Genomic DNA, 21,947 nt, shown 5'->3' on the forward strand with positions numbered 1-21,947 from the left:
CTGCAGTTCACAGGTTCTGCAGTTCACAGGTTCTGCAGTTCACAGGTTCTGCAGTTCACAGGTTCTGCAGTTCACAGGTTCTGCAGTTCACAGACTCCACAGTTCACAGGTTTACAGTTCGCTGACGTCGACCCAGCGCTGTTCCTTGGCCGCGCGGCGAATCGTCGTCGCCAGGCGTTCTACCTGCCAAGCCTCTTCGAAGTCAGTACCCACCTGGCCTTTACCGGCCAGCGCCTCGATCAGCGCCTGGACCTCCAGGGTCTTGAGTTCGTTGTAACCCAACTGATGGCCGGCGGCCGGACTGAAGGCCGCGTAACGGGGCAGATGCGGTCCGGCCAGCAGGCGCTGGAAGCCATTCTGCCCGGCGCGGCAGAGTTGCAGTTCGTTCAAGCGCTCCTGGTCGAAGGCCAGGGTGCCACGGGTGCCGCTGATTTCGAAACTCAGGTGGTTCTTGTAGCCGTGCTTGAGCCAGCTGCTGCTGACCGCGCCCCGGGCACCATTGGCGAAGCGCAGCAGGGCATGAACCTGGTCATCGACGGCAATCACACGGGTCTCCAGGCTGCCGGCACTGGCGGGGCGTTGTGCATGAACGGTGCGGGTGTCGGCGCAGACGGCGGTGATATCGCCGAGCAGATAACGGGCCATGGCCAGCAGATGGCTGCCCAGGTCGGCCAGGGCGCCGCCGGCGTGCCGTGGTTCGCAGCGCCAGGACCAGGGCGAGGTGGGGTCGGCCATGAAGTCTTCGCTGAATTCGCCCTGGAAAGCGATGATCTCTCCCAGCTCGCCGCTCTGGATCAGCTCCCTGGCCAGGTCGATCATCGGGTTGTGCTGGTAGTTGTAGCCCACGCGGGTGACCACGCCGGCCCGTTGGGCGGCGTCACGCATCTGGGTCGCCTGGTCCAGGTCGACCGCCAGGGGTTTTTCGCAGTACACCGCCTTGCCCGCCGCAAGGGCGGCCATGGCCATGGGGAAATGCAGATGATTGGGCGTGGTGATCGCCACCAGCGCAACCCGGGGATCGTCAATCAGCTGTTGCCAGTCGCCATAGGCCCGCTCGAAACCCCAGGCCTTGGCACAGGATTCGGCGCGCTGTGTGTCGGCATCCGCCAGTGCAACCAGGCGCAGCTTCAACGGCAGTTCGAACACCGCACTGGCATTGTGAAATGCCAGTGCGTGGGCACGGCCCATAAAGCCCGTGCCGATCAAGCCTATTCCCAACTCGTCCATCGCCGCATCCTTTGATTGTTATTTTCAGGAAGGGCTATTTATAGAATTTAAATTCTCTAAATTCAATAGGTGGAATTTTTATTTCATGATCAGGACAGGAAACCACCGTCCACGTTCAGCGCCACCCCGGTGGTGTAGCTGGAGGCATCGCTGGCCAGGTACAGCACGGCGCCGGCCATTTCGCTCGGTGCGGCGACCCGCTTGAGGGGGATCTGTTGCAGGGCGGTCTTGAGGATCGCTTCGTTGCCGACCAGGGCCGAGGCGAACTTGGTATCGGTCAGGCCCGGTAGCAGGGCATTGCAGCGGATGCCGAACTGCGCGCATTCCTTGGCGAAGACCTTGGTCATATTGATCACGGCGGCCTTGGTCACCGAATAGATGCCCTGGAAGATACCCGGGGAGATGCCGTTGATCGAAGCCACGTTGATGATGCTGCCACCGCCGTGCTCGCGCATCAGCTTGCCGGCTTCCACCGACATGAAGAAGTAGCCGCGGATGTTCACGTCGACGGTTTTCTGGAACGCGCTGAGGTCGCTGTCCAGCACGTTGCAGAACTGCGGGTTGGTGGCGGCGTTGTTGACCAGGATGTCCAGGCGCCCGAACTGCTCGCGGATACCGGCGAAGACCTGGCTGATCTGCTCCATCTCACCGATATGGCAGGCAATGGCGGTGGCTTTGCCGCCGTCGGCGATGATGGCGTCGGCTACATGCTGGCAGCCTTCAAGCTTGCGGCTCGAAACAATCACATGGGCGCCTTGCTGGGCCAGCAGCTTGGCAATGGCCTCGCCGATACCGCGGCTGGCGCCGGAAACAAAGGCGATCTTACCGTCGAGGTCGAACAACTGGGTCTTGGACATGGTGGTTTCCTTGTTATGGGCGCGGTCAGAGGCTGGAGGAATGGATGACCTTCAGGCTCATCTGCTCCAGCAGCTTGTTCATGTGAATGAACTGCGCGAAGCGTTTGTCCTGGGTCTGGCCGTGGAAGAAGCGGTAGTAGATCTGCTGCACGATGCCGGCCAGGCGGAACAGGCCGTAGGTGTAGTAGAAGTCGAAGTTGTCGATGGCGATCCCGGAACGTTCTGCGTAGTAGTCGACGAACTGACGGCGGGTCAGCATGCCGGGGGCGTGGCTCGGTTGGCGCCGCATCAATTGCACCGGTGCCGGATCCGCGGCTTCGATCCAGTAGGCCAGGGTGTTGCCCAGGTCCATCAGCGGGTTGCCGATGGTGGTCAGTTCCCAGTCGAGCACGCCGATGATCTGCATCGGGTTCCCGGGGTCCAGGATCACGTTGTCGAAGCGGTAGTCGTTGTGCACGATGCTCGAGGTCGGATGGTCGGCAGGCATCTTCTCGTTGAGCCAGGTCCGCACGGCTTCCCAGCTTGGCGCGTCGGGGGTCAGGGCCTTTTCGTAACGCTCGCTCCAGCCACGGATCTGCCGTTCGACATAGCCTTCGGGCTTGCCGAGGTCGGCCAGGCCGCAGGCGGCGTAGTCGACCTGATGCAGTTCGACCAGACGGTCAATGAAGCTCTTGCACAGGGTTTCGGTTTGCGCGGCATCCAGGCCCAGTTCCGGCGGCAGGTCAGAGCGCAGGATGATGCCCTCGACCCGTTGCATCACATAGAACTCGGCGCCGATCACCGACTCGTCGGTGCAGTGCACATAGGCCTTGGGGCAGTAAGGAAAACCATCCTTGAGCTGGTTGAGGATGCGGAACTCGCGGCCCATGTCATGGGCCGATTTGGCCTTATGCCCGAACGGCGGCCGGCGCAGGACAAATTCCTGCTCCGGGTAGCGGATCAGGTAGGTCAGGTTCGAGGCGCCGCCGGGGAACTGGCTGATATTCGGCAGGCCGTGCAGGCCCGGAATATGTGCCTTGAGGTACGGATCGATCAAGCCGACATCCAGCTCTTCGCCGGCACGGATACGGGTGGACTGGTCAGTAAGCGTCATGCTTATCCCTTCTGCTTATTCTGGAGGCCAGAGATTATTGACTAATCTAATGCTCGCCTTGGCGGCGTACAAGCACGCTGCGCTGTTATAGGCCGGCGTGTTGCAGGGTGATCAGCGTGCCTGATAGGCCAGCGTAGAGGGAAAGCGCTGCTTGGCAAGAGTGAGGGGGAATAGGGGTGTGCAGTGCTGTTCACTCAAGAACATTCACTCTGAAAAGCGTCGGATAACCTTAGTGGGAGCGGAGCTTGTCGGATCACCGCCCCGCCGCGAAGAGGCCCTTGAGGGCGCCAAACGCTTCGCGGGCCAGCTCCGCTCCCACATTGGGCCCGGTTGTTGCGGCTATATCTTGCAGGCGTGGATCAGGCCGGGAACAGCTCGCTCAGCTTCATCGACAGCATCATGTCGCCTTCGACGCGCAGCTTGCCGCCCATGAACGCCTGCATGCCGTCCGTTTCGCCGCTGACGATGCCTTTCATGGTCTCGCCGTCGGTCACCAGGGTCACGTTGGCATCCGGGTTTTCGCCTTCCAGCAGTTCGCAGGTGCCATCCTTGACGATCAGCGAGAAGTGCTGGTTGTCATCGATACGGAAACCGAAGATAACGTCCAGGCCGGCAGCGGCGGCAGAGTTGAACTTGGCTTTCATTGCTTCTACGGCGTGGGTTACAGAGGTCATGGTTCGATCCTTTTATGGGTAAATACGGCGACGACCCCACAAGGGTCACGGTTGGCCGGAGCTTATCGAAAGGTGATCAGCTCCGGGGCCTTCATCAGTTGCAGGTGCGTTTGACTGTTGAAGGAAGCCAGGGCCACCTCGCGACCGCGAAACTTGAGCAGGTTGAGCGAGGTGTTGACGATCTGCCAGTTCAGCTCGAAGGCTTCCCTGGCTGGAATTCGGGTGATCAGGTGGAGCAGGGCGGTAATGGTTCCGCCGGAGGTGAACACGGCGATTTTCTCGCGATTGTCGGCCTGTTCGAGAATCCTTCGCAGCCCGCCCTCGACCCGCGCGACGAAGCCCAGCCAGCTTTCCAGCTCGGGGGTGTCATGACGGCCGCTGAGCCAGCGTTCGATGATCAGGGCGAACAGGCGCTGGAACTCGCCACGATTTTGCGCGGCATTGTGCAGGATGTGCAGGGCTTCGGGTTCTTCCGGCAGCAAGCCGGGCAACAGTGCGCGAATCACCGCGTCGGCATCGAACTCGTTGAACGCCGCGTCGGTTTCCAGTGGCGGTACCAACAGGCCGGCGGCGCCGCACTGCTGCAGGGCGGTGAGCGCGGTATCCTGCTGGCGCCGCAGGTTGCCGGCCAGACAGCGGTCGAAGCTCAGGCCCAGCTCAGCCAGGTGCTTGCCGAGGACCTCGGCCTGACGAACGCCAATCGGCGACAGCACGTCGTAGTCGTCCGCACCGAAGGAGGCCTGGCCATGTCGAATCAGATAGATGCTGCCCACGTCCGCGTCGTCCCGGTACGTTGAAGGTCTGGCGAGGTTATGAGGATGCCGGAAGCCTGTCAATAAAAAAACATACGCTCGTTTGAAATGTTTGTTAGAGACACAATTCAGGCGGTGCCACAACTGGTCGCAGGGCCGCCTCGACGGTATGCTGGAGTGGTCGTGAGCTCCCACAGCCGGGGGCCGCTTGGTTTTGTAAGGAGTCACCGTGGAGTTTGTTGCCGAGTACGCAAGTTTTCTGGCTAAAACCGTTACCCTGGTCGTTGCGATCGTCGTGGTCCTGGTGACCGCGGCCGCGTTGCGCAGCAAAGGCCGGCGCAGGTCGGCGGGGCAGTTGCAGGTCAGCAAGCTCAACGATTTCTACAAGGGCCTGCGTGAGCGCCTGGAGCAGAACCTGCTCGACAAGGACCAGCTCAAGGCCTTGCGCAAGCAACAGGCCAAGCTCGAGAAAAAACACAAGAAGCAGCCCGAGACCAAGTCGCGGGTATTCGTGCTGGATTTCGATGGCGATATCAAGGCTTCGGCCACTGAAAGCCTGCGTCATGAGATCACCGCATTGCTCAGCCTGGCCACGCCCCGGGATGAAGTGGTGCTGCGCCTGGAAAGCGGCGGCGGCATGGTCCACAGCTATGGCCTGGCTTCGTCGCAACTGGCGCGCATTCGTCAGGCCGGTGTACCGCTAACGGTGTGCATCGACAAGGTGGCGGCCAGCGGCGGCTACATGATGGCCTGTATCGGCAACAAGATCATCAGCGCGCCCTTTGCCTTTCTCGGTTCCATCGGCGTGGTGGCGCAGTTGCCTAACGTCAACAAGTTGCTGAAGAAGCACGATATCGACTTCGAGGTGCTGACCGCCGGTGAGTACAAACGGACGTTGACCGTATTTGGCGAGAACACCGAAAAAGGCCGCGAGAAGTTTCAGCAGGACCTGGATATCACTCATAGCCTGTTCAAGAACTTTGTCTCGCAGTACCGTCCGCAACTGGCCATCGATGAAGTGGCCACTGGCGAGGTCTGGTTGGGTGTCGCGGCCCTGGACAAGCAGTTGGTGGATGAACTGAAAACCAGCGATGAGTACCTTGCCGAGCGCGCAAAAAGTGCCGAGTTGTTCCACCTGCATTATGCCGAACGCAAGAGCCTGCAAGAGCGTGTCGGGCTGGCGGCCAGCAGCTCGCTGGAGCGTGTGCTGCTCAATGGCTGGGCGCGTTTGACCCAGCAACGTTTCTGGTAAAGCGCTGCCTTGATGGTTTCTGTCGGTCGTCTCGGACAGAAACCATTCCGTCCTCAAATAAGTACCCCCTGTCCCTGCCAAGCGATCAATAAGCTGGAATCTCTAATGGATATCCAGGTCGATTGCCATGGAAGAAACAAACCTCATTGAGCAAAGTCCCGCCCCGGCCGAGGCGGGCATTCATTTCGCTACGATCAAGGAGAAGATTCCCGCTTGGCTCTACCGGGCCGCTCCGGAAATACGCCTGTTATTTCGCGAGCATCTGCTGGCTCTGGAAACGTCGAGGCATGAAGTCCGGCGAATCATGGCGCGGCTGCAGAGGATCGATGTGTTCTGCATGCCACGTCTGGTCCAGGCGCTGGAGAGGCAGGTCAGTGACGAGCAGATGTTGCAAGGTGCCCGGTTTGTCAGGCTCGATGCCACTTACCTGTCCAGTCTCTTCGAGGACAAACTCTATACCTTCGTCAACCACCAGACGCTGTTGGAAGCGGCCCTGCAGAACTTCGAGGCCGACGAGGCCGAGCCGGGGGCGCTGGAAGGCAAGGCTGTCGTCCAGTTTTCCGCTGGCGCAGCGGACAACAACAGATCTCTTGCGCCCGAAGATTTTGCCTGGGCTTGTCGAGCGCTGGATCTGGGGGCCTTGTATCAGACGCATATCGACAGTGTTTTTTATCCCCCTAGTGAGCCGCCGGCCAATGCTGCCTCATCGGTAACGGCGCATTTTGCCGACTACGACAAGCAGACGTTGGCGGTGACCGCCGATATCGCCTACATGAAAGGGGAGATCCCATTGGCGGCCTACGATCTGCTAATTGCGCTGACCAAGGGCGAACCCAGCTTGAAGTTCGGTGGGGAACGGGTTCATTGCAGTCGAATGAAGATGTTCGAGATCGAGTTGAGTGGTTGGGTGGTTATCGGCGTGAAACTGCTGGAGGGCCTGCAGTCACCTTGCATTGCCTATATTCCGGGCGATCCACGCGGTCCGTTGAAACAATACAGCGACTTTCTGCTCTTCGAGCATGATCTGACCTTGAAGCTTCGGGCCCCGTCGTACCAGAGGTTTTTCAGCCGCTTCGTTCCTGAGGAGCACCGGCTGCGATTCTTTCGGACCCTGAATGTCAGTTTGCTTACCCGGGACCGCAATTGGCCCCCCGTGCCGGCGATTTTCCAATATATCCCGTTAAGCGAAGTGCCCATCGACGGCGATCTGTTCGATAGCTTTCAGCAGCAGCGCTACTCTCGGATCAAGGCGCACGCGCGGCAACTGGCGGTACCCACGGCCGATGTCGACGCTCGGGTGCGCCAGGCGCGTCTGGATGCTTACCGCGAAGCTGGACTGAATCTGCTGGCACTGACGTTGTCGTTCGTGCCGGTCATCAGCGAAATCATCATGGCGGCGGCGGTGGTGAAATTGGTGGGGGACGTCTACGACGGGTTGCAGGCCTGGGAACTCGGGGAAAAGCACGAGGCTCTTGGCTACCTGATGGATGTGGCGGAAAGCGTCGCCCTGTTTGCGGGCGGGGCTTTGCTGCTCAAGGGCGGCAAGGCCCTGTTCACCCCCCTGAAAGCACCGGCGTCGGTCGATGCCCTGATACCGGTCGAGGCCCTCGGCGGCCTGCGCCGCCTGTGGAAGGTCGATCTGGCACCTTATGAGCGCGATATCACCCTGCCCAGCGAGCTTCAGGTCAACGAAATGGGGCTTTACCCGTTCGGGGGCAACCTCTATCTACCGCTGGCGGGAAAGCTGTATGCCGTAAAGTACAACAGGGCCCGCCTTCAATGGCAGATTGAGCATCCCGCTGGCGAGGCGTTTCACGCCGTGCCACTCAGGCACAACGGTGTCGGTACCTGGCAAACGATCTACGAGTTGACGGCGCAGTGGTCTGCGGAGCAAATGTTCCAGCGCCTGGGCCAGCCCGTGGCCGGGCTCGGCGACAGAGTGCGGCGCCAGATCCGGCAATTCTGTACTGGCCAGGAGAATGTCTTGCGCCAGGCCCTGGTGGACAATCGGCGGCCGCCGGCGCTGCTGCTCGATACGATCAAGCGTTTCCGGATCAACCAGGCCATCGATGACTTTATCAGCGAGGCGCCCGCGGCCCAGTCACGCACACGGGAGCAGGGCGATTTGCGCTTGCGTTTGCTGACGTCGCTGCCAGGCTGGCCGGAAAACCGGGTCATTCGGGTGGTCAACGCCTTGGGCGAGGTGATGGAAGAGTACGGTCAACGTAACTCCGAGCAGTTTTCATCGCTGCAGATCCTCGAGCCGCAACTCAGAAATGGCGATCTGCTCAAGTCGTCGCTGAACATGTTGAGCGAGTCCGAGCGCGGCGGGTTGCTGGGTGAGGGTGTGGAGGGCAATGGCGAACGTGTTCGTGTGTTGACTCAACGGCTCAGACAATCGGCCGTACAGCGCCGCCAATGGCTGTTCGACACGCTGTACGCGGCCAGTGAGAAGACCGACGATAGCCGGGTAAAACGCATCCTTGGGGTGTACCCCGGTCTGCCGAGCAGTGTCGCCCGGGAGCTGATCGCCCATGGCAGCAGCGCCGAACTTGAGCTCTTGAGCGAGCAGGTTCCGCTGCGTTTCTCCGAAGAAATCCGCTGGTACCTCAGGCAGGTGAAGCTCAACCGCGTGTGTGAAAGCTGGTATCTACCCGCCCACGAGAGCGTGCAAGGGGACCGCCTGGCGCTGCATACGCTGGGGCGCTTAGCGGGCTGGCCGGTCAAGGGCCTGCGTATTGAGCTGCGCAAACACCGGTTTATCAGTGAGGCGCTCGAGACTGTGGGCGATCCGGACGCGGCCACGCTTCGAGTGCTGCTCAAGGAGGGGCACAAGTACAACGTATTCGATCAGTCAGGGGGGCTGTTGGGCAAGGCGGATAATGTGTTTGACGCGATGCTTCAGTGGTTGCCGAAGTCCACTCGGGATGCCCTTGGGTGCAGCGACGCCGAGTCCGGTTCCTGGTTGAAAGAGCGGATCATCGGCCAGATTAACCGCGACCCCTACGCTGCCCAGCACACGCTTGGCCTGGCGCCGTTCAACCGCCGGTTCAAGCCGCCGATGCGTTTGGCTTCGGGACGAATGGGTTACCCGCTGAGCGATGGCGCCAGCAGCATCGGCTATTCCAAGCGTCTGATCAATCGCGTGCGCGGGCTCTATCCGGGGTTTTCTGCCGAGGAGGTGGGCGGTTTTCTCGGTTCGCTCAATCTTTCCGAATCTGACTGCCTGCTGGAACTCGAGCGCCTGCGCGACGAGTATGAAACCTTGTCGGCAACGTTGGATAGCTGGGTACAACGCCAGACCTGGCGACGTCTACGGGGCACTTTGCAAGTGACGCCGGTGACCCTCGACAACAAGCAGCGGGTGGCGGATGCGATCCTCGCCTGCTGGCGCAAACAATCGAGCCGCAACCTGCTGGGTGGAACGTATTTCTACGAACTGGATCTGCTGAGCATGCGGGTCGGCGACCTGCCAGCGATCAACGCCGATTTCAGTCATGTGGGCTTCCTGTTCATGAACGACATGGCCCTGGCCAGCAGCGAAGTTTCGTTCCTGGCCCGCTTCAAGCAACTACGCTGGTTGTCGTTGGGCTTCAATCATCTGAGCGGCCTGCCGCCGGAGTTGGCGCAGATGTCCGAGCTGGCCCATCTGCACCTGCCGGGAAACCAGATTGTGCTCAATTCCCAGGCATCCGCGATGCTGGCCGGGCTGACGAAGTTGAAGTTCCTGAATTTGTCGGATAACCCGCTGTTCTTGCCCCCCGACGTCAGCCGGATGTCCCAGCTTGAGCATTTGCTGCTGCGCTATACGAACATTGAAGCCTGGCCCAGCGGATTGTCAGGGCTGCATAACCTGCAGCGCGTGGACTTGCGCAACAATCAGATCGCGACGATTCCCGAGTCTGTCTATACCGGGCCGACGAGCATCAACAGAGTCACCCACCTTCACGACAATCCGGCGCTTTCGGCGCAGGGCATGCAGCGACTGCAGCGTTATGAGCGGGAAACCGGGATCAACTTTGGTATCGATACACCAAACCTGCGGCGCATTCATGCGCCGCGCCGGGCTCAATCGCTGCAGGAGTACGATCAGTGGATCGAGTTCGTTTCCGCCGATCAAAGAGTCCTGAAAGAACAGCAATGGAAGCTGTTGTATCGGCAGCAAGGCTCCGAGGATTTCTTCAGGCTGCTGGCGGATCTGAGTGTCACGGCCGAGTACCGTGAGGCGCGAGAGGATTTGAGTTTGCGGGTCTGGCAGGTATTGGACGCCGCCAGCCAATACACGGATCTGCGCGAAGACCTGTTTGTTTCGGCTTCCCACCCGCAAACCTGCTCCGATGGCGCGGAATTGATCTTCAGTGACATGGAGGTCAAGGTCCTGGTCAACCACGCCAGGGCCATGGCCTCCGACACCGAGGCCGCCACCGAGCTGAATCTGCTGAAACTGACCCGTGGGCTTTGGCGCCTCGATGAAGTCGAGGCGCTTGCCCAGGAAGATATCGAGGCGCGGCTGAAGGTCCTCGACGCACCGCGGGTCGACCCGTTGGAGGTCAGGTTGGCCTATCGCATTGGTCTGACCGAGCGCCTGTTGTTGCCGGGACAGCCCAAGCACATGACCTTCAGCGAGTTGGCCCGGGTGACGCCACAGGATCTGGATGCAGCCTATGCACGGGTGATCGCTCGGGAGAAGACGCCGGCCTATGCGCAAGCGCTGGCCAGTCGTGGGTTCTGGGTCGGCTATCTGAAGGATCGCTATCCCGTGCGATTCCAGGGCATCGATACGAAGTATCAGGCCGTGATGTCGGCACTCGATGCTCAGCGGAGCAATAGCCGTGGCACCCATTGGCATGAATTCATCGATATCGAGCTGGAGGCGCAGATGGGCGATCAGCTCAAGGCCTGGCGGGAGGAACAGGCCGGGGAGCTTGCAGTGCTGACTCAGGAAGTGCTGGACAGGACGCCCGAGGCGGAACTGGAGGGTGCCCCGGGCCCATGAGCCCGAGGCGGACCGCTTCAGCGTCGACGGAACAACGGCAGCGGTTCGTCGGTGGCGGCCTGGTAGGTCACCGAGAAGTCCTTGAGGCTTTCCAGGGCTTCGTACGGGTCCTTGTCCGCGCGCAGGGCGTAGGCGTCGAAACCGCAACGGTGCAGGTAGAACAACTGGTCACGCAGCACATCGCCAATCGCTCGCAATTCGCCCTTGTAACCGTAACGGTCACGCAGCAGGCGGGCATTGGAGTAGTTGCGACCGTCGGTGAAGGCCGGGAAGTTCAGAGCGATGACCTGGAAGTGCTGCACGTCACCGCCGATTTCCTCGGCTTCTTCATCGGCGTCCAACCATACGCCGAGGCCGCCATCGCGGGCCTTGAGGGCGTGGGCGTGCTCGCGCCACAGGGCCAGCGGCACGATCAGATCGTCGCAGTTGGAGATGCCGTCGAAGGAGGCGTCCCTGGGCAGCAGGTGCCAGGTCTCGTCGATAACGGCGTTGTTCTTAATGATTCGCTGCATAGACGCGCTCCTTGAAGGGGTCGATACCGATACGCTGGTAAGTGTCGATGAAGCGTTCGTCTTCGGTACGTTTTTCCACGTAGACGTCGATCAGTTTCTCGATCACGTCGGGCATGGCGTCCTGGGCGAAGGACGGGCCAAGGATCTTGCCCAGGCTGGCGTCACGGCTGGCGCTGCCGCCGAGGGACACCTGGTAGAACTCTTCGCCTTTCTTGTCCACCCCGAGAATGCCGATATGGCCGACGTGATGGTGGCCGCAGGCGTTCATGCAGCCGGAAATGTTCAGGTCCAGCTCGCCGATATCGAACAGGTAGTCCAGGTCGTCGAAACGGCGCTGGATCGCCTCGGCGATCGGGATCGACTTGGCGTTGGCCAGGGAGCAGAAGTCACCGCCCGGGCAGCAGATGATATCGGTCAGCAGGCCGATGTTCGGCGTGGCGAAACCGTTCTCGCGCAGTTCGCCCCAGAGGCTGAACAACTGGCTCTGTTCCACGTCGGCGAGAATGATGTTCTGCTCGTGGGAGGTGCGCAGTTGGCCGAAGCTGTAGCGGTCGGCCAGGTCGGCAATGGCGTCGAACTGCTTGTCGGTCACGTCGCCCGGGGCTACGCCGGTGGGCTTGAGGGACAAGGTGACGGCCACGTAGCCGGCCTTTTTATGGGCCAGGGTATTGCGGCTACGCCAGCGGGCGAAGCCGGGGTGCTGCTGGTCCAGTTCGGCCAGCTCGGCGACCTGGTTGCTCAGGACCTTGTAGTCCGGATCGACGAAGTGCTTGGCCACGCGATGGACTTCGGCCTCGGTTAGGGTGGTCTGGCCACCGCGCAGGTGGACCATCTCCGCATCGACTTTCTCGGCGAAGACTTCCGGGGTCAAGGCCTTGACCAGGATCTTGATCCGCGCCTTGTACTTGTTATCGCGACGACCGTAGCGGTTGTAGACCCGCAGGATGGCGTCGAGATAGCTCAACAGGTCCTGCCATGGCAGGAATTCGTTGATAAAGGCACCGACCACCGGCGTCCGCCCCAGGCCACCACCGACCAGGACCCGGAAACCCAGCTCGCCGGCGGCGTTATGCACGGGCTCGAGGCCGATGTCGTGGACTTCGATAGCCGCGCGGTCCGAGGTCGAGCCATTGATGGCGATCTTGAACTTGCGTGGCAGGTAGGCAAATTCCGGGTGGAAGGTGGTCCACTGACGGACGATCTCACACCATGGACGCGGGTCGACCAACTCATCGGCAGCCACCCCGGCGAACTGGTCGGTGGTGACGTTGCGCAGGCAGTTGCCGCTGGTCTGGATCGCGTGCATCTGCACGGTGGCCAGTTCGGCGAGAATCTCCGGCACGTCTTCCAGCGCCGGCCAGTTGAACTGGACGTTCTGCCGGGTACTGACATGGGCGTAGCCTTTGTCATAGTCGCGGGCGATCCGCGCCATCATTCGCGCCTGGCGCGAAGTCAGCTGGCCATAAGGCACGGCAACCCGCAGCATCGGGGCGAAACGCTGGACATACAGGCCATTTTGCAGGCGCAACGGGCGGAACTCTTCTTCGCTCAGCTCACCTGCCAGATAGCGTCGGGTCTGATCACGGAACTGCTTGACGCGGTCCTCGATGATCCGCTGATCGTACTCGTCGTATACGTACATATAGATCCTGTTCTCAGGCTTCATAAATACCCCGGGTGCCTCAGGCACTCGGGGTATCTCAACAATTCCGCGCGCACGGCCGCGCACTCCTGAACGGAGCCGGCGCACGATAGCAGTTTGCAGTTATGCGTAAAAGTGATGTTTGAGTATATGCACAGAACTAAAACGACTAACGTGCGCCGACGATCCATAACCCTGTTTGTGGTGCGGGCAAATCTCTACTTAACTATCAGCGAGTTTGCAGCAATCACCAATAAAACCGACAAGAGGCGATGCGATGAGCAATCCAGTCAAAGCAAGGAAAAGCGACAGCACGGTCGATGCCTGGGCGATCCTGTTCCTGATCATCCTGGTGGTGGCCACCGCTGTATTCTGGGTCAGTCACAAGTAAGGCAGGCAATCTGCCATTATTCTGATACACAATCTGCCGTAATGGCAGGGGCGGGCTTGCTCGCTCCTGCATTCCAGAGGGGGGCGCCGGGTCGAGTCCGAAGTCGTTCTTATTGCGAAAGTTGTCGGATAATTCGACAACTTGCCGAGAGGGGAACAGGTATTTTGCCTGTATCATACGCCGCTATTTTCCGGGGCGCTGACATGCTGAAGACTCTCTGCAAGGTGCTGCTGATCCTGAGCCTGCCGTTCTGGGCGGCGGCCCAGGCCACGACGGTGGTGTTTCTCAATCCTGGTTATTCCACGGAGCCGTTCTGGGTCAGTTACGCCCACTTCATGCAGATGGCCGCGCGCAATCTTGGCATGGAGTTGGAGGTGCGCTATGGCGAGCGCAACCCGCAAACCAGTCTCGCCCAGGCATACGAGGTTTTGCAGGCGCCGCATCGGCCCGATTACTTGCTGTTCGTCAATGAACAGTCGGTGGCCCCGCAAATCCTGCGGATGGCCGAGGGCCGTGGGGTGAAGCTGTTTATAGTCAACAACAGGCTGACGGCGGAGCAGAGCGAGCGGCTTGGCGACACGCCGGAGCTGTTGGGTAGCCTGGTGCAGAATGACGAACAGGGCGGTTACCTGATGCTCAAGGAACTGATCCGACAACGCTTGTTGCAGGCGCCGGGCCAGCCCATCGACCTGTTGGCCTTTTCCGGAATGAAACTGACCCCTGCCTCGCAACTGCGCGAGCAAGGCCTGCGTCGGGCCCTGGCGGAGTCTCCGCAGGTTCACCTGCGACAGTTGGTCTATGGCGAGTGGAGCCGCGAGCGCGCCTTTGATCAGGCCGAGCAAATGATTCGGCGCTATCCGCAGACCTCACTGGTCTGGGCCGCCAACGATGAAATGGCCCTGGGCGCCATGGCCGCCTTCGAAAAGGCCGGGCGCCGACCGGGACAGGATGTCCTGTTCAGTGCCGTCAACAGCTCCCCGGAGATTCTCCGGGCGCGCATCGATGGGCGCTTGAGCGTGCTGGTGGCCGGGCATTTCGCCCTGGGCGGCTGGGCGATGGTGTTGCTGCGTGACCATGCCGACGGGATCGACTTCACTCGCTACGGTGGTCGCGAACGGCAAGTCCAGGCACTGGAACTGATCGACAAGAGCCAGGCCGAGAAGCTACTGAAGTACAGTGCCAGCGAGGATTACCACGTCAACTTCAAGGCCCTGAGTGCCAGGGGCAAGCCGGACAGCTACCGCTATCCGTTCTCCCTGAAAGCCGTGCTGCCCTGAGTCGGGATCAGACCCCTGCGAAGTGCAGCACCAGCTTGACGACCCCGTAAAGCGTCAGGCCGAAAATCGCGGTGAACAGGATGCCGATTATCACGAAATGGCTCGGTTTGCCGTGGGTAAAGTCGCGGGCACGGTTTTTCCCGCTTTGTACGCCAAAGGCCGCCGCCATCACGCTTTGCAGCATTTGCCAGAAGGTCGGCGGCTTGTTGTCGATCGGATCGTCCATGGGGCCTCCACACACAAGGTTGTGTGTGGAAAGCATAGACAATTCCTCCGGGCTTAGTTGTCGTAGCCCAGGTTCGGTGCCAGCCAACGCTCACTGACGCTCAGTTCCTGGCCTTTGCGCGCGGTGTAGCTTTGTACCTGGTCCTTGTCGATCTTGCCGACGGCGAAGTACTGCGCCTGTGGATGGGCGAAATACCAGCCACTGACCGCCGCCGCCGGGAACATCGCGTAGTGCTCGGTGAGGAACACGCCGCTTGCCCCGGCCTTGCCTTCGCTGGCCGCCGGGTCGAGCAGGGCGAACAGGGTGCCTTTCTCGGTATGGTCGGGGCAGGCCGGGTAGCCGGGGGCCGGACGAATACCGCTGTACTGCTCCTTGATCAGGGCGTCGTTGTCCAGTTGCTCGTCCTTGGCGTAACCCCAGTAGTTTTTCCGCACCTGCTGGTGCAGCCATTCGGCGCAGGCTTCGGCCAGACGGTCGGCGAGAGCCTTGACCATGATCGAATTGTAGTCGTCGCCCTTGTCCTGATAGGCCTTGGCGACTTCTTCGGCACCGATCCCGGCGGTGGTGATAAAGCCCCCCACGTAGTCGGTGATGCCGCTGTCTTTCGGTGCGACGAAGTCGGCCAGGGAGAAGTTCGGCTTGCCGTCGGTCTTGATGATCTGCTGGCGCAGGTGATGCAACCTGGCCAGCGGCTGGCCGTCCGCGCCATAGACTTCCAGGTCATCGTCCCGCACCTGGTTGGCCGGCCAGAAGCCGAACACCGCACGGGCGCTGATCAGCTTCTCGTCGATCAGCTTGTCGAGCATTTCCCGGGCGTCGGCATAGAGGGCGGTCGCGGCTTCGCCGACCACTTCATCTTCGAGGATGCGCGGGAATTTGCCGGCCAGGTCCCAGGAGATAAAGAACGGGGTCCAGTCGATGTATTCGGCCAGGACCCTGAGGTCGATATTGTCCAGCACTTTGCTGCCGGTAAAGGTCGGTTTGACCGGCTGGTAGCTGCTCCAGTCGAACTGTGGTTTCTTGGCGATGGCCACCGGGTAGCTCAGGCGTTCGGTACGGGCGCTACGGTTGGCCGTGCGCTCGCGGACTTCGACGTATTCGGCACGGGTGCGCTCGACAAAACCGGCCTTGAGCTCCTTGGACAGCAACTGGGTCGCCACGCCGACGGCGCGGGAGGCGTCGGTGACATAGACCACCGCATCGTTGCTGTAGCGCGGTTCGATCTTCACCGCGGTGTGCGCCTTGGAGGTGGTCGCGCCGCCGATCATCAACGGCAGGTGGAAGTCCAGACGCTGCATTTCCCGGGCGACATGGACCATTTCATCCAGCGACGGCGTGATCAACCCGGACAGGCCGATAATGTCGCACTTCTGCTCCTTGGCCACCTGGAGGATCTTCTCCGCCGGGACCATCACGCCGAGGTCGACGATATCGTAGCCGTTGCAGCCCAGGACCACGCCGACGATGTTCTTGCCGATGTCGTGGACATCGCCTTTGACCGTGGCCATGAGGATCTTGCCCTTGGCTTCCGGCTTGTCGCCCTTTTCCAGTTCGATGAACGGGATCAGGTGGGCTACCGCCTGTTTCATCACCCGGGCGGATTTCACCACCTGGGGCAGGAACATTTTCCCGGCGCCGAACAGGTCGCCGACGATGTTCATGCCGGACATCAGCGGGCCTTCGATCACTTCGATCGGACGGGCGAAGGACTGGCGCGACTCTTCGGTGTCTTCAACGATGTGCGTGGTGATGCCCTTGACCAGGGCATGTTCCAGGCGCTTGTTGACGGGCCAGCCGCGCCATTCCTCGGTCTCGGCTTCCTTGACGCTGCCGTCGCCCTTGTATTTGTCGGCGATGGCGAGGAGGGCGTCGGTGCCTTCCGGGGTGCGGTTGAGGATCACGTCCTCGACGGCGTCGCGCAGTTCCGCCGGGATCTGGTCGTAGATCTCCAATTGGCCGGCGTTGACGATCCCCATGGTCAGGCCGTTGCGGATCGCATACAGCAGGAACACCGAGTGAATCGCCTCGCGCACCGGGTTGTTGCCACGGAACGAGAAGGACACGTTGGACACCCCGCCGCTGGTCAGCGCATAGGGCAGTTCGTCACGGATATAGGCGCAGGCGTTGATGAAGTCGACGGCGTAGTTGTTGTGTTCCTCGATACCGGTGGCGACCGCGAAGATGTTCGGGTCGAAGATGATGTCTTCCGGCGGGAAGTCAACCTGGTTCACCAGAATGTCGTAGGAGCGTTTGCAGATGGCCTTCTTGCGCGCTTCGGTGTCGGCCTGGCCGGCTTCGTCGAAGGCCATCACCACCACGGCGGCGCCGTAGCGCTTGCACAATTTGGCGTGATGAATGAATTGTTCGACACCTTCCTTCATGCTGATCGAGTTGACGATGCCCTTGCCCTGGATGCACTTGAGGCCGGCTTCGATCACTTCCCACTTGGAGGAGTCGATCATGATCGGTACGCGGGAGATATCCGGTTCGCCGGCGATCAGGTTGAGGAAGGTGACCATGGCCTTCTTCGAGTCGAGCATGCCCTCGTCCATGTTGATGTCGATCACCTGGGCGCCGGCTTCCACCTGCTGCAGGGCGACTTCAAGGGCTTCGGTGTAGTTGTCATCGCGGATCAACCGGGCGAACTTGGCGGAACCGGTGATGTTGGTCCGCTCGCCGACGTTGACAAACAACGACTGGCGGTCGATGGTAAACGGCTCCAGGCCTGACAGGCGACAGGCTTTCGGAATGTCCGGAATGGCGCGGGGCGCGTAACCGGCGACGGCCTTGGCGATGGCGCCGATATGGCCGGGAGTGGTCCCGCAGCAACCACCGACGATGTTCAGGAAGCCGCTCTGGGCGAACTCCTCGATGACCTTGGCGGTTTCTTCCGGCAGTTCGTCATACTCGCCGAATTCGTTCGGCAGGCCGGCGTTGGGGTGCGCGGAAATGTGGGTGTTGGCCTTGTTCGACAGTTCTTCCAGGTACGGCCGCAACTCGCTGGCACCGAGGGCGCAGTTCAGTCCCACCGAGATCGGCTTGGCGTGAGCCACGGAGTTCCAGAAGGCTTCGGTGGTCTGGCCGGACAGGGTCCGGCCGGAGGCATCGGTAATGGTCCCGGAGATCATGATCGGTAATTCGAAACCCAGCTCTTCATACACGCCTTGCACGGCGAAAATCGCCGCCTTGGCGTTGAGGGTGTCGAAGATGGTTTCGATCAGGATCAGGTCGGCGCCGCCTTCGATCAGACCCTTGGTGGCCTCGGTGTAGTTCTCCACCAGTTCATCGAAGGTGACGTTGCGGTAGCCGGGGTTGTTCACATCCGGCGAGAGCGAGCAGGTGCGGCTGGTCGGGCCCAGTACCCCGGCGACGAAACGTGGCTTGTCTGGCGTCTCGAGGGTTTTCGCGTCGGCTACCTTACGTGCCAGGCGGGCACCTTCCACATTCAGTTCGTAGACCAGCGCTTCCATGCCGTAGTCGGCCTGGGACACCTGGGTGGCGTTGAAGGTGTTGGTTTCGAGGATGTCCGCGCCGGCATCCAGGTAGGCCTTTTCGATCGAGCCGATCACATCCGGACGGGTGATCACCAGCAGGTCGTTGTTACCCTTGACATCGCTGGGCCAGTCGGCGAAACGTTTGCCGCGATAATCCTGTTCCTCGAGCTTGTAGCTCTGGATCATGGTGCCCATGCCGCCATCAAGAATCAGGATACGTTCTTTGAGAGCTTGCTGGAGAGCGTGTAGGCGAGCACTGCGATCGGACATGGGACTACCTGGAAAGACGGACACAGAAGAGCCGCGATAATAGCAAACCTGTGTGGTTTTATAGCCTCCCGGGGTTTCGCATGAATATCGCTCATGTTGGACGGGCGATCCCGCTGTAGAATCACGGCGTTTTTTATTTTCAGGATCAGGCTCATGCCTTACCGCGTTGTCAGCGCTTTCCTACTGCTAGTGCTCAGCAGTGCCACTCAGGCGCAAGATCCGGCGCCGGCGATTTCCTATACCCGCGATATTCAACCGATCTTTACCGAGAAGTGCGTCGCTTGCCACGCCTGCTATGACTCGGCGTGCCAGCTCAACCTGGGCAGTGCGCAGGGCGCTACCCGAGGGGCTTCGAAGGCCCTGGTCTACGATGGCGCGCGTAGCGAAGTGGCGAGTCCGACCCGGCTGTTCTACGACGCCCAGGGGCCGGCGGCCTGGCGGGACAAGGGTTTCTATTCGGTGCTCGATGCTCAGGGCAGTCAGGCCGCGCTGATGGCGCGCATGCTGGAGCTGGGGCATCGGACCCCGCTGCAAGCCAACGCCAAATTGCCTGAAGAAATTGTGCTGGGCTTGCAACGCGAGAACATGTGCCCGCTGCCGGGCGAGTTTGCCACCTATGCCGATACCCATCCGAAAGAGGGCATGCCGCTGGCGGTCAGCGGCCTGAGCGACCAGCAATACCAGACCCTGCAACGCTGGCTCGCGGCGGGAGCGCCGGTGGATGAACAGGGCGTGGCGCCGAACGCCCGGGAAACCGGGCAGATCGCTGCCTGGGAAGCGCTGCTCAATGCTCCGGGCGCCCGCGAAAGCCTGGTCGGGCGCTGGTTGTTCGAACACTGGTTCCTGGCCCATATCTACTTTGATGGAGGCGAGTCGGGGCATTTCTTCCAGTGGGTGCGTTCGCGTACGCCCAGCGGACAGTCCATCGACCTGATCAATACCCGCCGCCCGAACGATGACCCGGGTACTCAGATCTACTACCGGTTGATGCCGGTACAGGGCGTCATCGTCTACAAGACCCACATCACCTATGGTTTGAGCGCTGCGAAAATGGCGCGGATCAAGACCCTGTTCTACAGCGGCAACTGGCAGGTCAGCGCCTCGCCGGGCTATGGCCCGCGGCGCCGGGCCAATCCCTTCGAAACCTTCGAGGCGATTCCGGCGGCGGCGCGTTATCAGTTCATGCTCGATAACGCCGAATACTTCGTCGATACCTTCATCCGTGGGCCGGTTTGCCGCGGGCAGATTGCCACTGACGTGATTCGCGACAATTTCTGGGCGTTTTTCCAGGCGCCGGAGCATGACCTGTACATCACCGACCCGAGTTATCGCGGGGCGGCGACGCCATTGCTGGCGATGCCGGGGCAGAACGACGATGTCGGCAGTGTACTGAGCCTGTGGCTGGCTTATCGCGACAAGCGTAACGAGTATGAAGCCTTGCGCCGGGAGGCTTACGCTAACGTCCGGGCTCCGAGTTGGTCGAGCTTGTGGGCCGGCAACGACAACGCCTTGCTGAGCATTTTCCGCCATTTTGACAGCGCCACGGTCAGCAAGGGCCTGATCGGCGAAGTGCCGCAGACCATGTGGCTGTTCGACTTCCCGCTGCTGGAGCGCACCTATTACCAGTTGGCGGTGAATTTCGATGTGTTCGGCAATGTTTCGCACCAGGCGCAGACGCGGCTGTACTTCGACCTGATCCGTAACGGTGCTGAACAGAACTTCCTGCGCCTGATGCCGGCGGATTCCCGCGATGCGTACCTCGACGACTGGTACCAGAACGGCGGCAAGATCAAGATGTGGTTGGACTATGAGCGTATCGACGACAGCAAGCCGAGTGCCCTGAAGCTCGATGATAAGGACCCCAAACGCGACTTCGTCAGGCAGTTGCTGGTGCGCTACGGCGATCTGAATGCACGTCCGGATCCGATCAATCGGTGTGACGGCGCATACTGTTCGCGCCCGAACATCGACCCGGGGTTGCAGGAGGCCGAACAGTCCCTGAGTCGCCTGACCTCGCGTCCGGCAGCCGGGCTCAAGGTTATCGAGCAGTTGCCGGAAGCGACGATGCTGCGCATTGAAAGCCGTAGCGGCCAGCGTGAGATCTACAGTCTGTTGCGCAACCGGGCCCACAGCAACGTGGCGTTCATGCTCGGCGAGGCCTCTCGTTATCAGTCGGGACTGGATACCGTGACCATTTACCCGGGAATCCTCAGCAGCTATCCGAATTTCATGTTCAATATCCCGGCCGATCAGGTGCCGGCGTTTGTCGATGCCATGGAACAGGCCAAGGACGCCGCCGGGTTCGAGCAAATCGTCCGGCGCTGGGGAATTCGGCGCAGTCATCCACAGTTCTGGCGGTATTTCCATGATCTGACGACGTACTTGCAGGAAACCGACCCGGTCAACGCCGGTGTGCTGGATATGAACCGCTACGAGAACCTTTGAGGGCGGGGCATCACTGGAAATAGCGACTGGGCGATTCGCCGAGCGCCCGACGGAACACCGTGGCAAAGGCGCTCGGGCTGCTGTAGCCCAGCTCCATGGCCACCCGTGTTACCGGTTCGCCATTGCCCAGGCGAACGATCGCCGCCAGCAGGCACGCCTGTTGGCGCCATTCGACGAAGCTGACACCGGTGTGCTGGCGAAACAGCCGGGTGAAGGTGCGCCGGCTCATACCCGCGTCTTGAGCCATTTCGTCGATAGCGATTTCCAGTGACGGCTGATCCAGCAACCGACGGCAGATCTTCGCCAGGCGCGGCTCCCTGGGGAGCGGGGCGTTCAGCGCCAGTCTTGGCATCCGCGCGATCTCGTGGAGCAACAAGCCCAGCAAGTATTCGTCACGATCACTGGGCGAAACCTGGACGGGGACCTGCGCCGCCTGGTCGAGCAGGTGACGCAGCAGTTCGGATACCCCCAGTACCTGACAGTCTTTGGCCAACGCCAGGCGTTGCTGGGCGGTTGGCAGAACATAAGCGTTGAGCATGGTCACCGGACCGCGCATGCACATGGCATGGGGCAGCCCGGCCGGTACCCAGATGGCGCGTCCCGGCGGTACGACCCAGTCGCTCTGGTCGGTAAATACCGTGATCACCCCGCAAGCCGCATAGGCGAACTGGCCGCGTTCGTGGCTATGGTGATCGAATCCCTGGCCGTCGGCATAGTCGTGGCGGGTAACGACTACTTCTTGTGGTGTTGTCGGGTAAAAATCGGGCATGGCTGACCCTGCTGGGTTAAAGGTGATCTGAAGAACTGTGCTCGCCTGAAATTTTCTGGGGTGTTTGAGA

The 21,947-nt window shown here is 60.9% G+C and carries 14 protein-coding genes; 4 read left to right on the top strand and 10 right to left on the bottom strand.

What is annotated here, in order from left to right; genetic code table 11:
- Positions 1–111: 111 nt before the first annotated feature.
- The 5 genes from AC07T0_RS18155 to AC07T0_RS18175 all read right to left on the bottom strand — a co-directional run bounded on the left by AC07T0_RS18155 (position 112) and on the right by AC07T0_RS18175 (position 4,624).
- A complete protein-coding gene (locus AC07T0_RS18155) occupies positions 112–1,227 on the bottom strand; it encodes a Gfo/Idh/MocA family protein (protein WP_495002510.1) in 1,116 nt (371 codons plus the stop codon).
- A gap of 89 nt (positions 1,228–1,316) precedes the next feature.
- Positions 1,317–2,084 carry an SDR family oxidoreductase gene (locus AC07T0_RS18160; RefSeq protein WP_495002511.1) on the bottom strand — a complete coding sequence of 256 codons (768 nt, stop codon included), beginning with the start codon at positions 2,082–2,084 and terminating at the stop codon, positions 1,317–1,319.
- A gap of 25 nt (positions 2,085–2,109) precedes the next feature.
- The gene (locus tag AC07T0_RS18165) at positions 2,110–3,177 is read right to left on the bottom strand and encodes a phosphotransferase family protein (RefSeq protein WP_495002512.1); all 1,068 of its coding nucleotides are present in this window, start codon (positions 3,175–3,177) and stop codon (positions 2,110–2,112) included.
- A 359-nt stretch (positions 3,178–3,536) separates the two neighbouring features.
- A complete protein-coding gene (locus tag AC07T0_RS18170) occupies positions 3,537–3,851 on the bottom strand; it encodes an SCP2 sterol-binding domain-containing protein (protein WP_495002513.1) in 315 nt (104 codons plus the stop codon).
- A gap of 62 nt (positions 3,852–3,913) precedes the next feature.
- The gene (locus AC07T0_RS18175) at positions 3,914–4,624 is read right to left on the bottom strand and encodes a histidine phosphatase family protein (RefSeq protein WP_495002514.1); all 711 of its coding nucleotides are present in this window, start codon (positions 4,622–4,624) and stop codon (positions 3,914–3,916) included.
- Between the two features lie 208 nt (positions 4,625–4,832).
- On the opposite strand from AC07T0_RS18175, the gene sohB reads away from it, so the two are divergent.
- Together sohB and AC07T0_RS18185 are read left to right on the top strand one after the other, a co-directional pair.
- Positions 4,833–5,855: a protease SohB gene (sohB, locus tag AC07T0_RS18180; protein ID WP_495002515.1), complete on the top strand. Its 1,023-nt coding sequence runs from the start codon at positions 4,833–4,835 to the stop codon at positions 5,853–5,855.
- A 127-nt stretch (positions 5,856–5,982) separates the two neighbouring features.
- Complete coding sequence (locus AC07T0_RS18185; RefSeq protein ID WP_495002516.1) at positions 5,983–10,851, top strand: NEL-type E3 ubiquitin ligase domain-containing protein; 4,869 nt, start codon at positions 5,983–5,985, stop codon at positions 10,849–10,851.
- A 17-nt stretch (positions 10,852–10,868) separates the two neighbouring features.
- Here the strand turns inward: AC07T0_RS18185 and AC07T0_RS18190 are convergent, their stop codons facing one another.
- Together AC07T0_RS18190 and AC07T0_RS18195 are read right to left on the bottom strand one after the other, a co-directional pair.
- Complete coding sequence (locus tag AC07T0_RS18190; RefSeq protein WP_495002517.1) at positions 10,869–11,363, bottom strand: DUF934 domain-containing protein; 495 nt, start codon at positions 11,361–11,363, stop codon at positions 10,869–10,871.
- Complete coding sequence (locus AC07T0_RS18195) at positions 11,347–13,005, bottom strand: nitrite/sulfite reductase (protein WP_495002518.1); 1,659 nt, start codon at positions 13,003–13,005, stop codon at positions 11,347–11,349. The genes AC07T0_RS18190 and AC07T0_RS18195 overlap by 17 nt, the downstream gene beginning before the upstream one ends.
- Positions 13,006–13,599: 594 nt before the next feature.
- Between AC07T0_RS18195 and AC07T0_RS18200 the strand changes: the two genes are divergently transcribed.
- Positions 13,600–14,673, top strand: a complete 1,074-nt coding sequence (locus AC07T0_RS18200; protein WP_495002519.1) for an ABC transporter substrate-binding protein — start codon at positions 13,600–13,602, stop codon at positions 14,671–14,673.
- A gap of 7 nt (positions 14,674–14,680) precedes the next feature.
- On the opposite strand, the gene AC07T0_RS18205 is transcribed toward AC07T0_RS18200, so the two are convergent.
- Positions 14,681–14,899: a DUF2970 domain-containing protein gene (locus AC07T0_RS18205; protein WP_495002520.1), complete on the bottom strand. Its 219-nt coding sequence runs from the start codon at positions 14,897–14,899 to the stop codon at positions 14,681–14,683.
- A 53-nt stretch (positions 14,900–14,952) separates the two neighbouring features.
- Positions 14,953–18,663, bottom strand: coding sequence for a methionine synthase (metH, locus tag AC07T0_RS18210; protein ID WP_495002521.1), 3,711 nt, complete (start codon positions 18,661–18,663; stop codon positions 14,953–14,955).
- A gap of 153 nt (positions 18,664–18,816) precedes the next feature.
- Here metH and AC07T0_RS18215 point away from each other — a divergent pair, with 153 nt between their 5' ends.
- Complete coding sequence (locus AC07T0_RS18215) at positions 18,817–21,108, top strand: fatty acid cis/trans isomerase (protein WP_495002522.1); 2,292 nt, start codon at positions 18,817–18,819, stop codon at positions 21,106–21,108.
- Positions 21,109–21,118: 10 nt separating this feature from the next.
- Here AC07T0_RS18215 and AC07T0_RS18220 read toward each other — a convergent pair whose 3' ends face one another.
- On the bottom strand, positions 21,119–21,877 hold the full coding sequence (locus AC07T0_RS18220; protein ID WP_495002523.1) for an AraC family transcriptional regulator: 759 nt from the start codon (positions 21,875–21,877) through the stop codon (positions 21,119–21,121).
- Positions 21,878–21,947 lie beyond the last annotated feature (70 nt).

The sequence above is a fragment of the Pseudomonas sp. GW821-FHT04D07 genome (assembly GCF_059420225.1).

Coding starts and splice junctions, on each gene's coding strand:
- AC07T0_RS18185 (WP_495002516.1), top strand. CDS start 5,983: ATGGAAGAAACAAACCTCATTGAGCAAAGTCCCGCCCCGGCCGAGGCG.
- AC07T0_RS18195 (WP_495002518.1), bottom strand. CDS start 13,005: ATGTACGTATACGACGAGTACGATCAGCGGATCATCGAGGACCGCGTC.
- AC07T0_RS18155 (WP_495002510.1), bottom strand. CDS start 1,227: ATGGACGAGTTGGGAATAGGCTTGATCGGCACGGGCTTTATGGGCCGT.
- AC07T0_RS18170 (WP_495002513.1), bottom strand. CDS start 3,851: ATGACCTCTGTAACCCACGCCGTAGAAGCAATGAAAGCCAAGTTCAAC.
- AC07T0_RS18205 (WP_495002520.1), bottom strand. CDS start 14,899: ATGGACGATCCGATCGACAACAAGCCGCCGACCTTCTGGCAAATGCTG.
- AC07T0_RS18160 (WP_495002511.1), bottom strand. CDS start 2,084: ATGTCCAAGACCCAGTTGTTCGACCTCGACGGTAAGATCGCCTTTGTT.
- AC07T0_RS18165 (WP_495002512.1), bottom strand. CDS start 3,177: ATGACGCTTACTGACCAGTCCACCCGTATCCGTGCCGGCGAAGAGCTG.
- AC07T0_RS18190 (WP_495002517.1), bottom strand. CDS start 11,363: ATGCAGCGAATCATTAAGAACAACGCCGTTATCGACGAGACCTGGCAC.
- AC07T0_RS18220 (WP_495002523.1), bottom strand. CDS start 21,877: ATGCCCGATTTTTACCCGACAACACCACAAGAAGTAGTCGTTACCCGC.
- AC07T0_RS18200 (WP_495002519.1), top strand. CDS start 13,600: ATGCTGAAGACTCTCTGCAAGGTGCTGCTGATCCTGAGCCTGCCGTTC.
- AC07T0_RS18215 (WP_495002522.1), top strand. CDS start 18,817: ATGCCTTACCGCGTTGTCAGCGCTTTCCTACTGCTAGTGCTCAGCAGT.
- metH (WP_495002521.1), bottom strand. CDS start 18,663: ATGTCCGATCGCAGTGCTCGCCTACACGCTCTCCAGCAAGCTCTCAAA.